The following is an 11,698-nucleotide window of genomic DNA, read 5'->3' on the forward strand; positions in this document are numbered from 1 at the left end:
TTAAAGGTTGAGCGCGTACCATCAGGTTTATACGATGTGTATGGATTCAGTATTTAAAACTTGTTGCGTACACTCGAAAAATGCATAATCTGGCATTTTTATGCTCAAATCAGCGAGTTACACCCATTATATACCCTGTACTTGGTCACGATATCATGATGAACATTACCTCGTGCCCCGCGGAAGCGGACCCGCGCGACCGTGTGGCAGGATTCGTCTCCGACAGGGGCGTAGGGTCCATCGGAGGACTCCGCACCGACGGACTGGATTTCCTCAAGGACATCGTCATCAAGGAGATCTCCGAACAGGAACCGGACTCCGTCATGATATACCTGGACAGGGACTTCCTCTGCGACCACGGCATAGACTTCGGGAGAGACCTGACCAAGGTCATGGACTCCATGACGTCCGAAGGGAAGAGGGTGAACTGGATCGTGATGCAGGACCTCCCCGTGATGGACTGGCAGAAGAGCCTGGATGTTCTGAAGGGCAGGGACACGCAGGTGTACTTCTTCACGACCGCCTGCAGACAGGTCCCCTGCTGCTTCAAACTCATCGGGTGACGGGAACCTCCCTGAAAGAACAACTGATGGTCGGGGCCGGCGCCTCACAGGCGCCCGTCCCCGACGGAGTTTCACTCAGGGAACTCGGCCCTGATCGCCTTGAGCATGTCGGTGAACGTCGTCTTCTCCGGGACTATGTCCGGAGCGAACCCGAGCTCGGTGAGCCTCTTCTTGGTGGGTATGCCGATGGCCGCCACCTTCACGCTGTGAAGGTACTCGTCGCCCCTCTCCTTCCCGAACTGCTTCTCGACAGCTGCGATGAACATGGATGCGGACATGGGCGAGGTGAACGCCATCACGTCGATCCTTCCGCTCTTGAGCTCCATCATCATGTGGAGCAGGGCGTTCCCCATCCCCGCCTCCTTCAGACGGTACGCGGCGATGTCGACCAGTTCGGCACCCGCGTCCATCATCCCGTCCGAGAGAACGTCCGACCCGCTGTCGGACCTGACGAGGATCACGCGCTTGCCCCCGACCTCGTCGCGCATCATGTCGACGATGCCGTATGACGAGTAGTCCTCGGGCACGGCGGACGGCGTTATCCCGACCGCCTCCAGCTTTCCGGTGGTCGCGGGACCGATCGACACGACCTTCGCATCCCCCACGATCCCGGGAAGACGGTCCCCGTAGCGCGTCTGGCACTCCTCCACCGCGGTGGACGAGCAGAAGACCACTATGCTCTCGGGCGTGACGGACTCCTCGAACCTGGCGAACTGCTGGTCCTCTCCAGGGAGGATCTCCAGGGAGGGTGCGGCATACACCGTGAACCCCATGTCCTCGGCCTCCTTGACGGAGTCCTTCAGCCTCTTGGACGGCCTTGTGAATCCCAGGACGGTCATATCAGATCACCGAGCCTGTCCCTGACAGTAGCGACCTCCCCGATCACCATGATGCCGGGAGGCTCGAGAGCCTTCTCCCTTATCGTCTGCTCGAGCTTCGAGACGGTGGTGGTCTCGACCCTCTGGTCCGGCGTGGATCCCTTGGAGATCACTGCCGCGGGCATGTCCGGGGACATGCCTCCCTCGATGAGCTCCTTGGAGATCTTCCCCGCGTTGCCGAGGCCCATGAGGATCACGAGCGTCCCGTGCCCGTTGACGAGCGACCTCCAGTCGATCCTGTCCTCCTCGCGGTCCGCCTTCTCGTGACCGGTGATGAACGTGACCAGCGAAGCGTAGTCCCTGTGAGTGACCGGGATGCCGGCGAGCTCCGGGACGGATATCGAGGACGACACCCCCGGGACGACATGGACCTCCGCCCCTGCCTTCCTGAGCTCCTCGGCCTCCTCCGCTCCGCGCCCGAACAGGAACGGGTCCCCGCCCTTGAGACGGACGACTAGCTTCCCCTCCGCGGCGTACTTCACCAGCAGCTCGTTGGTCTGCCACTGGCTCAGATGGTGGTCCCTCGCCCTCTTCCCTGCATCGATGAGCTCCGCCCCGTCCTTGCACTCCTTGAGGAGGTCGGGGTTGGACAGCGCGTCGTACATGACGACGTCGGCCTTCCTGAGAAGCTCCATTCCTTTGATCGTGAACAGTCCCGGGTCTCCGGGCCCGGCCCCTACCAGATAGACCTTTCCTGTCATAGTATCGAATCCCTCTTCGCGGTGAGGTACTCGGCGATGTCGAGCAGCTCATCCATCACGTAATCCACGGGGATGTCCTTCGAGACATGCCTCGGTTTCTCGGAATAGCCGTAGGAGACGGCGTCCACATGGATCGTGTCCCCGTTCAGCTTTGCGTTTATGCCCACAGGCGAGGAGCATCCCGCCCCCATGAGCTTCATTATGCCGCGCTCCGCCCCTGCCATGAGACGGGACGCCCTGCTGTCGATCCTCAGGAGCTTCTCCCTCATCTCGCCGTCGTCCTTCCTGCACTCCACGGCGATGATCCCCTGCGCGGGCGCGGGGATGAACACGGAATCGTCCAGTACATGCATCTCGCGCTGTATGCCCATCCTGTCCAGGCCGGCCTTGGCGAGTATGATCGCATCGAAGTCGCCCGCATCCAGACGCGCCAGGCGGGTGTGTATGTTCCCCCTGAGGGGCTCGATCACCAGGTCCGGACGGAGCTCCCTGAGGATGCTCTCCCTCCTGACCGAGGCCGTCCCGACCTTCGCCCCCTTCGGGAGGTCCTCCAGCGGGCACGGGAGTATCACGTCGCGGGGGTCGTCGCGCTCGAACATGGCCCCGATCACGAGGTCCTTGTCCATGTCGATCGGGATGTCCTTGAGGGAGTTGACCGAGCAGTCGATCTCCCCCCTCAGCATCGCATCGTCGAGCTCGCGGACGAACGCGCCCGTCGCCGGGAGCTCGTCGAGCCTCGACTTCAGGTCTATGTCCCCCAGCGCCTTTATCCCTATGACCTCGCACGCGTCGCCGGGATTGGCCTCCGCCATCCTCTGCACGAATATCTCCGTCTGGCGCATGGCCAGCTTCGACTCTCTGGATCCTACCTTCACTGTCTCACCGACTCCATGAACCCTGTGAAAACGGTCTCCAGCCTGGAGATCGCATCGTCATCGTGCGCTATGGACACGAAGCAGTCCTCCAGCGCGGAGGGCGCCAGGTACACTCCGTTGTCCAGGGCGTACCTGAACATCCTGCCGAACATCTGACGGTCGGCCTTCTCCGCATCGGACCCGTTCCTCACCTCGGTAGGTCCGAAGTACACCGCGAACATGGACCCGACCGAGTTCACGCATCCCTGGACGCCGTTGTCCCGCATTGAGTCGCGGATCGCGCCGACGAGACGGTCGCTCCTGTCCTCCAGCTTCCTGTAGTTGTCATCGGACTCCATGAGCCCGATCTGTGCCAGACCGGCCGCCGCGGAGACCGGGTTCCCTGCGAACGTCCCTGCGACGTAGACAGGACCCTGCGGTGCCACGAGCTCCATGATCTCCCTCTTCCCGCAGAACGCCCCGGCCGGGAACCCGCCTCCGATGACCTTCCCGAGGGTGGTCATATCCGGGGTGACCCCGTAGCGCTTCTGGGCGCCTCCGTCCGAGAGGCGGAACCCGTTGATGACCTCGTCGAAGATCAGGACCACATCGTTCTCGGAGGTGATCTTCCTGACCTCCTCCAGGTATCCCTTCTCGGGGGGCACCACTCCGACGTTGCCCAATGCGGGCTCCATGATGACGCATGCGATGTCCCTGTCCTTCTCGAGGAGGTCGCTCATCATCTGCGCATCGTTGTATTCGACGGTGCGGGTGTACTGGGTGGCCCCCTGGGGGACGCCCTTGGAGGAGGGCATCCCCTCGGCGGAACCGGACCCGGCCTTCACCAGGACGGCATCGTGGGCGCCGTGGAACCCTCCGTTCATCTTGACGACGCCGTTCCTCCCGGTGAATCCGCGGGCCGTGCGGATGGCGTGCATCGTCGCCTCCGTACCGGAGCATGACAGGCGAGCCATGTCGGCGGAGGGGAGGTTCGTCGTGAGCTTCCTCAGGAGCTCCAGCTCCGGTTCGGACGGGGCCCCGTACACGGTCCCCTTCGAGAGCTGCTCCCTGACCGCGTCCATGACGACAGGGTGGGAGTGCCCGGTGATGAGGGGGCCGTAGGCCATGCACAGGTCTATGTACTCGTTGCCGTCGACATCCGTGACGATGCATCCCTCCCCCTTCGATATGAACAGGGGGTTTGGCTCGAACTTCCTCACAGGGCTGCTGACCCCGCCCGGCGTGATGCGGGACGATTCTGAGTACAATCTCGCGGATCCGTCCATGGTATCAAAGCATCCTCGCCATGTCCTCGGCGAAATATGTGATTATTATGTCCGCCCCGGCACGCTTGATGCCGACGAGCGATTCCTTCATTATGCGCTCCTCGTCGACCCATCCGTTCGCCGCGGCGGCCTTGATCATCGAGAACTCTCCCGACACCTGGTACGCCGCGAGGGGCAGGTCGAACGTGTTGGCGGCGTCCCTTATGATGTCCAGGTAGGGTCCCGCGGGCTTGACCATGATCATGTCCGCACCCTCGGCGATGTCGAACTCGATCTCGCGCATCGCCTCCTTCCTGTTGCCCCATGCCATCTGGTATCCGGCACGGTCCCCCTGTCCGGGTGCCGACTCGGCGATGTCCCTGAACGGCCCGTAGTACGCGGACTGGTACTTGGCGCTGTACGCCATTATGGGCACTCCCTTGAACCCCGCATCGTCGAGGGCCGTGCGGATGGCGGCGACCTGGCCGTCCATCATCCCGCTGGGTGCGATTATGTCCGCACCGGCCTCCGCCTGGGATACGGCGGTCTTGGCGTAGAGCTCGATGGTCTCGTCGTTCTTGACGCATCCGCATCCGTCCAGGAGTCCGCAGTGACCGTGGTCGGTGTACTCGCACAGGCAGAGGTCGGCGATCACCAGAAGGTCTGAGTTCTCCTTCAGGCCCTCGATGGCCTTCTGGACCACTCCATCCCTCTCGTATGCGCCGGACCCGACCGCATCCTTATGGGAGGGCACGCCGAACACGAGGACGGAGCTGACCCCGCTCTCCTGTATGCCGCTGGCGATCCCGTCGTACCCGCTCAGGGGGTGCGTGGGGATGCCGGGCATCGAATCCGTGTATTTGGTGTCAGATATGTTCGCGTCGAAGAACATCGGCAGAACCAGTTCGTCGGGATGGATGCGGGTCTCGCACACGAGGTTTCTGATCTTCTTGTCCTGCCTCAGCCTCCTGAGGCGCACTTCGGGGTACATCATTGCGAATCCTCCAGTCCGAAAAGCTCGGCCGCGGCGTTGCATGTCTCCATGCGGTCGTCGCGGGAGGCCTCTCTCAAATTCTTGTAAAGTTCGGCGGTGATCTTGCTGACCATCGCCCTTGAAAGGTCATCCAGAAGCTCCGAGGTCTCCGTGGAGCCCATGCGGGAGCGTGCCGTCTCGAGCTCGTGCTCGCGGATCCCCGCGAGCTTCAGGCCGATCTGCCTGATGATCTCGTTCGCGTACTGCTCCTTCTGCTCCGCGGCGATCTTCGCGAGCTCCTCGGTTATTATCTTCTCCGCCGAGGCTATCTCCGTCTTGCGGCGCTCGACGTTCTTCATCGCTATGGACTCGAGGGAGTCCATGTTCTCGAGTTTTACGTTGGGGATGTCCGACACCGCGTCCTCGGTGTTGCGGGGGATGCTGACATCGATGATCAGCAGGGGCCTGTCCGGCCTGGTGGCCATCGCCTCCGATACGTGGGAGCACTTCAGGACCGCATGCGGGGCCCCGGTCGCCACCAGGACGACATCGGAATCGGACACGGCATCGGTCATGCGCGCCATGCTCACGGCCTTCCCCCCGAGCTCGTCGGCGAGCTCGATGGCACGGCTGTACGTACGGTTGGAGACGATGACGGTCCCGAGGTTCTTGCCCACCAGGTTCTTCGCGATGACGGACGCTATGTCGCCCGCACCGAGGATGGTGACCCCTTTGCCTCCGAGGTCCCCTATCCTGCTCTCGGCGAGCTCCACGGCCGCCGATCCCACGGACACGGCACCCTTGTTGAGGGCGGTCTCGGTCCTGACCCTCTTCCCGACGGCCATCGCCTTGTCGAAGAGGCGGGTGAGCATCCCATTGACGTGCCCGGCCGCCTTCGCCGCTATATAGGACTCGCGTACCTGGTGCTGGATCTGGTCCTCGCCCACGATAAGGGAGTCCAATCCGCATACCACACGGAATAGGTGACGGATCGAATCCTTGTCCTCCAGTATGTACGAGATGTTCGTGGAGGGGACGATCGTCCTGATCATGGAATCGAAATAGGATTTGACCGCGACATTGTCCGTCGTGGCGGCGTACACCTCGAAGCGGTTGCAGGTCCTGACCACCACGTACTCCCTGACAACGGTCATCGTGGGCAGACGCCTGGCGGCCTCCTCCTCGAGGCTGGGGACCACGTCGTTCAGGGCCGCGGTTCCTCCCGCGGACGTGTGGGTCACATGCATGCTGACTATCATTCCAATCCGCCCCTCCTCAATGCCAGGCCCCTAGCCTCCACGGACCTCCCCTCCCTGAGGAGATCCCAGATCTCGGCATCGGCCAGGACGTTCGCGAGGAACTCGGCCCTCTTGGGCTGGGTGTCTATCCTGTCGCGGATGTCCTTCCTCAGCTCCACCAGCAGAGCCAGCATCTCGTCGTACGAGGGATCGAGCATCTCGTCGATCCTCTCGATCACGTAAGGGGGGAACGCGGGAACCCTTCCCTCGGAGGACACGCACACCGTCCATCCGTCGCGATGGATGGTCGACGGTATCAGCACGTCGCCGCCGCCGTGGGCCGAGTTGGTCATTATTCCGCGGGACATGGACGTGTCGCGGATCATATCATTGAGCGAATGGACGGACGTCGCCGCGACCACGATGTCGGAACCCTCGATGTACCTCAGGACATTGTCCCTGTCGATGCTGTCTATGAACACCTCCTCGGCAATGTCTCTCAGCTCGGGCATGACCTCCTCGGCGACCACCCTGATCCTGAACCCGTCGAAATGACGGCACTTGCGCAGAGCCACCCTCCCTCCGCCGAACACCGTCACGAGACGGTTCCGGGGCGAAAGCAGGATGGGGGACATCTCAATCGTTTCCACTCGCTCACTCCGGTCGTGGATTGAATTGGTTATATTTTATTGTCATCTGCATCCAACTGCGTAATCGTGTTACTCATGCGTCCAAAACATGTTAAAACACCCTTAAAACCGCATATCGGCCCCTGTCACCTTCAAATACGGCCCACCTGAATCCATCGTCCATGGAGTTCAATGCCGACCCCGGGATCATGGAAGAGAACGGTCAGATCTGGTTCCCATGCGACTACGCTAGGATAAGGTGGTGGGCCACGGAGGGGAAGTGCGCCATCGTCAGACCGGGGCTCCCGCCGTCCCGTTCGGCGGAGCTCGGGTTCGACCGGGACGTCTTCTGGACCTACGTCGGACACCTGCCCAAGGAGACCTGCGACAGGATATTCGCGGAATGGGTCGTGGGAAGGCCCGACCTGGGGATCGCCGTCACCGCTTCCAAGCTGGAGGTGGCCCTCAACGGGTATTACGAGCTCCTCGGAGGGACCGACCTGGGGGCCGGTTCGAATCTGACAGACCTCATGGGACAGGGCGAGATGCGGGCCGCCCGCGAGCAGTTCTCCTCGAGGAGCCCGTCATTCTCCATCCTATCGACCAAGGAGCGCGCACCGTTCGTCACCGATTCCCCGGACGGACTGTCGTCCATCGCCGAGACCTGCGAGAACATAGGCCCGATGAAGAGGTCCATATACTACAAGGGCTGACACCGCCCGGGACCTGGGGTTAACGGGAGTTCCAACTCCCGCCCCCGTCCGCCATTATCTTAACTGCGTGGATCCGATTCGGCCGTCATGATGTCCAACGACGCGGCCGTATCCATCGGGGACGGCGTATACTGGATAGGCGGCGATGACCGCACAGCGACCATATTCGAGGGGGCGTTCCCCATACCCGAAGGGGTCTCGTACAACTCCTACCTGATCTCGTCCAAGGACACCACGTGCCTCCTGGACACCGTCGACGCCTCCATAGCGTCGAAGTTCTGGAAGAACCTCCGCACCACCATGGGCGACAGGAAGCTCGACTACCTGGTGATCAACCACATGGAGCCGGACCACGGGGCATGCATAACCCAGGTCCTGGAGGCGTGGCCGGACGTGACCGTCGTCGGCAACTCGAAGACGTTCACCATGCTGGAGAACTTCTACCACGTGGTCCCGAAGAACAGGATGGAGGTGAAGGAGGGGGACACGCTGACCATCGGCGACCATGTGCTGAAGTTCTACTTCGCGGTGATGGTCCATTGGCCGGAGGTCATGTTCACCTACGACGAGACCACGAGGATGCTCTTCTGCGCGGATGCCTTCGGAACGTTCAAGGCGATGTCCGGCGCCCTCTACGCGGACGAGATGGACTTCGACAGGGACTACCTCGAGGAGGCCAGGAGATACTACTCCAACATCGTCGGGAAGTACGGGTCCAAGGTCCAGGCGGTCCTCGGGAAGCTGAAGGACGTCCCCATCGAGATGCTCTGCCCCCTCCACGGACCGATATGGAGGAGGGACCTCGGATACATAATCGGGAAGTACGACCTCTGGAGCAGGTACGAGCCTGAGGACAAAGGGGTCATGATCGCATACACCTCCGTGTACGGGAACACCGGAGTGGTCGCCGAGAAGCTCGCCCACCTCCTGAAGGAGCGCGGGGTGTCCAACGTCGTGGTGCACAGCATGACCACGGAGCACACGTCCTATGCGGTGTCCGATGCGTTCAGGTTCTCCAACATAGTGTTCGCCGCGACCACGTACAACAACAACCTCCATCCGACAATGTCCGCCACCCTCGAGGACATGGAGAACATGGCCGTCCAGAACAGGAGGTACTCGGTCATCGGGAACGGGTCCTGGGCGCCTCAGGCCGACCGCCTCATCGAGGAGCGCGTGTCGAAGATGAAGGACATGACCAAGGTCGGGGAGACGCTGGTCATCAAGTCATCCCTCGCACCGGAGCAGATCCCGGAGCTGGAGAAGCTCGCCGACGACATCGCCGCTTCGATGCGGTGATGGGAAACGCGGGGAGACCCGCACCTTCCTTCTCTTCAGAACATAAGCACATTGCTACAGAAGCACCCCCGGAACATGCATCATCGTGTTGGAGGTGATACAGGGCCGAGGGGTAACAGGTTTCGAAAAGGTTTCTTTAGGTCCGTCACTCGTCGTCGGACCCGGACCTGACCTTCACGGCCATGCCCTTCTTCATCGACCCCATCTCGAACGCGGTGAGGAACGCCCTCCCGGTCGCCACGGGCCTGTCATCGGGATCGGTGACTATGACCTCCTCCATCGGCCTGATGTCGGGGTCGCACTCCAGCACGAACTGGCTGAACGCGTTCCTTCCCTCGGAGACGAACGGGACGGCATCGGCCATGACCTTGACCCTCATGTAGGGGGCCGGCACCGCCCCCACGATCCTCTTCGCGCCCTCCATCCTGAGGGTGTAGAACCCGTCCCCGGCCCTCATGGAGAGGACGTGCTCCCCATCGGAGATCACGTTGCGTATCTTGCCGGTCTTCTTCGAGGTCACGAGCTCGATCCTTCCCCTGAAGAGGGCATCCGCGGCCTCGATGCCGAACTGGTAGCGGGCGACCGCCTTCGCACGGATTAGGTCCGCATTCACGTCCTCCCCATCGACATCGGGGACCTGATCGTACTCGATGGACTCCTTGAACTTGGACATCAGGAAGTCCTGGGCGAGCGTCTCGATGGCCTCGGTCGTCTCCCTGTCCGCAATCTCCGGGAACAGGGACTGGGCTAGAGGGTACATCTCGTCGAGCTCGGCAGGGACGGGACCCCACGGGGACATGACGACCGGCGTGTATCCCGCACGCCTCGCCTTCGCGAACTCCTCAGCGTAAGGTCTGCTGTACGGCTTCCCGGACGATTCCGGGAACACGGCCGCCTTGTCGGTCTCGGGGATGTAGCGCTCGTTGAGCCTCCTCATGTACCTGAGGTATCCCGGCCTCGACCTGGACTCGGGCCCGGTGTAGAACACGGCGCCCTCGCGACTGATCGGGTCGTAGATCTCCATCAAGTCCTGCCACTCCCTCAGCCTCCTGAGGCCGTCGAGCAGGGCGGGATGGGAACGGCACCTGATCTCGGCGAGCTCCCAGAGCCTTCCCTCCTTGAGATACCTCTTGACGAGGGCGAGCTCCTGGGTGATCTGGTAGAGGTTGTGCTCCGCGATCAGCTTGGTGCGCTCCTTGGGCTTCATCTTCCTGAGGTCCTGGAGCGTGTGTCCCCTACATGCGGGGCATCCGCAGTCGAGGGTCTGCATGTCCTGGAGGCGGAAGGTCCCGTCGAGGAACATCATCCTGTCGTCCCTGGCGAACTTCGCATAGGATGCGGAGTCGAAGAGGTCGCACCCCATCAGCGTGGCCAATGCGAGGATCATGGGGTGCCCGGCACCGAACAGATGGACCGGACGGGAGGGGTTGAGCCCCTTCTTGGAGGCCATCACGACGTCCACGAGCTCGGCGTACCTGTACTGCTCCATCAGGGGGACGACGCCTCCGACGGGGTGGACGTCTACGTCCATGGATGCCATGGCCGATGCGCTGTACTCCCTCAGGTCGGTGTAGACCGATCCCTGGACGACACCGTTTATCATCATGTCGCCCTTCATCTCGCAGGCCTTCTGCGTCCTCTCCAGGGTGGTCTCCAGCGAGTGCTTGGTCTTCTCATAGGACCAGTCCGGTTCGGTGAACACGTCCAGAACGGTGCCTATGTCCGTCCCTATGGACTTCTGGAACTCGACGATCTCCTCGTTCGTGACCTCGACCTCGCCGTACATGTGGCTCTGGAAGGTCCCCGAGTCGGTCATGATGACGCCCGGGAAATCGAGCATCTCGTGGAGCCCGACGGCCTGGGCGGTCTCCTTCAGGTCCTTGTTGTTCCTGATGATGTACGAGTTGGTGATCAGGGCGTTGAATCCGAACGTGTCGTGGAGCTCCCTGGGAGGGACCGTGCAGATCTTCGGGTTTACGACGGGGAGAAGGGCGGGGGTCTCGACGACCTTGTCGCCGACGGTGAATTTGCCTATCCTGGCGAGCCCGTCCCTCCGGATTATCTCAAACATGACGGTTCCGATAGCAGGGACCTTATTAAACGTGGCTGTCGGAGCCGCGCGGGCATGCCCGCAGGTATCGGGGCCCCGCAGAGGGGGCCCCGTGGAGAAGCGGTCAGTTGATGACGTCGATCTGGTTCTTGTTCTCGTCAGCGAAGACCTTGGCTATGGCGTTCTTCATGATGGTGTCCGGGACGTCCTCGACCCATTCCCTCTTCCAGTCCAGGGTGGGCCTTCCGAACTTGATCATGGTCGTCGATCCGAAGTCGCAGGACTCCTCCGCCTCGAGCATCTTGATCTGGAGCCCGTCGATGATTTCCGGGATCGCGCGCCCGTTGATCCTGACATCCCTCGCACCGTCCGTGACGGTCTCCTTGAATGCGCAGGAGATGTCCCCCATCTGCATCTCGAAGATCAGGTCGCGGATGTACTGGGCCATGACGGCGTTCGTCCTCCTTCTGATCGTGGGGTCTGAGGGATCCTCTTCCGGATGCATGTACTCGATGTTGATCATCGCCATGCACCG

General features: G+C 61.9%; 12 protein-coding genes. 3 read left to right on the forward strand and 9 right to left on the reverse strand.

The genetic code is table 11. The features are described from left to right. The first annotated feature begins 155 nt into the window (after positions 1–155). On the forward strand, positions 156–563 hold the full coding sequence (locus tag V5D86_RS03495) for a hypothetical protein (protein WP_414595308.1): 408 nt from the start codon (positions 156–158) through the stop codon (positions 561–563). Positions 564–634: 71 nt separating this feature from the next. Here the strand turns inward: V5D86_RS03495 and V5D86_RS03500 are convergent, their stop codons facing one another. From V5D86_RS03500 to V5D86_RS03530, 7 genes are read right to left on the reverse strand one after another with little or no spacing between them, the layout of a single operon-like run. Then, positions 635–1,402 carry a uroporphyrinogen-III synthase gene (locus V5D86_RS03500; protein ID WP_414595309.1) on the reverse strand — a complete coding sequence of 256 codons (768 nt, stop codon included), beginning with the start codon at positions 1,400–1,402 and terminating at the stop codon, positions 635–637. Then, positions 1,399–2,142, reverse strand: a complete 744-nt coding sequence (gene cobA / locus V5D86_RS03505; RefSeq protein WP_414595310.1) for a uroporphyrinogen-III C-methyltransferase — start codon at positions 2,140–2,142, stop codon at positions 1,399–1,401. Before cobA ends, V5D86_RS03500 begins: the two co-directional genes overlap by 4 nt. After that, the gene (gene hemC, locus V5D86_RS03510; RefSeq protein ID WP_414595311.1) at positions 2,139–3,017 is read right to left on the reverse strand and encodes a hydroxymethylbilane synthase; all 879 of its coding nucleotides are present in this window, start codon (positions 3,015–3,017) and stop codon (positions 2,139–2,141) included. Before hemC ends, cobA begins: the two co-directional genes overlap by 4 nt. Beyond that, positions 3,014–4,282, reverse strand: a complete 1,269-nt coding sequence (locus tag V5D86_RS03515; protein WP_414595312.1) for an aspartate aminotransferase family protein — start codon at positions 4,280–4,282, stop codon at positions 3,014–3,016. Before V5D86_RS03515 ends, hemC begins: the two co-directional genes overlap by 4 nt. Positions 4,283–4,286: 4 nt before the next feature. Further along, complete coding sequence (hemB, locus tag V5D86_RS03520; RefSeq protein WP_414595313.1) at positions 4,287–5,255, reverse strand: porphobilinogen synthase; 969 nt, start codon at positions 5,253–5,255, stop codon at positions 4,287–4,289. Beyond that, positions 5,252–6,493, reverse strand: a complete 1,242-nt coding sequence (hemA, locus tag V5D86_RS03525; RefSeq protein ID WP_414595314.1) for a glutamyl-tRNA reductase — start codon at positions 6,491–6,493, stop codon at positions 5,252–5,254. The genes hemB and hemA overlap by 4 nt, the downstream gene beginning before the upstream one ends. Continuing rightward, positions 6,490–7,122, reverse strand: coding sequence for a bifunctional precorrin-2 dehydrogenase/sirohydrochlorin ferrochelatase (locus tag V5D86_RS03530; protein ID WP_414595315.1), 633 nt, complete (start codon positions 7,120–7,122; stop codon positions 6,490–6,492). The genes hemA and V5D86_RS03530 overlap by 4 nt, the downstream gene beginning before the upstream one ends. 161 nt (positions 7,123–7,283) lie before the next feature. Here V5D86_RS03530 and V5D86_RS03535 point away from each other — a divergent pair, with 161 nt between their 5' ends. Next, complete coding sequence (locus tag V5D86_RS03535) at positions 7,284–7,814, forward strand: hypothetical protein (protein ID WP_414595316.1); 531 nt, start codon at positions 7,284–7,286, stop codon at positions 7,812–7,814. Between the two features lie 87 nt (positions 7,815–7,901). Beyond that, a complete protein-coding gene (locus tag V5D86_RS03540; protein ID WP_414595317.1) occupies positions 7,902–9,113 on the forward strand; it encodes an FprA family A-type flavoprotein in 1,212 nt (403 codons plus the stop codon). Positions 9,114–9,258: 145 nt separating this feature from the next. Here the strand turns inward: V5D86_RS03540 and tgtA are convergent, their stop codons facing one another. Together tgtA and V5D86_RS03550 are read right to left on the reverse strand one after the other, a co-directional pair. Beyond that, a complete protein-coding gene (tgtA, locus tag V5D86_RS03545; protein WP_414595318.1) occupies positions 9,259–11,184 on the reverse strand; it encodes a tRNA guanosine(15) transglycosylase TgtA in 1,926 nt (641 codons plus the stop codon). Positions 11,185–11,287: 103 nt separating this feature from the next. Further along, the gene (locus V5D86_RS03550) at positions 11,288–11,692 is read right to left on the reverse strand and encodes a hypothetical protein (RefSeq protein ID WP_414595319.1); all 405 of its coding nucleotides are present in this window, start codon (positions 11,690–11,692) and stop codon (positions 11,288–11,290) included. Positions 11,693–11,698 lie beyond the last annotated feature (6 nt).

This window comes from Candidatus Methanoprimaticola sp. MG2 (assembly GCF_047501175.1).
GTDB lineage: Archaea > Thermoplasmatota > Thermoplasmata > Methanomassiliicoccales > Methanomethylophilaceae > Methanoprimaticola.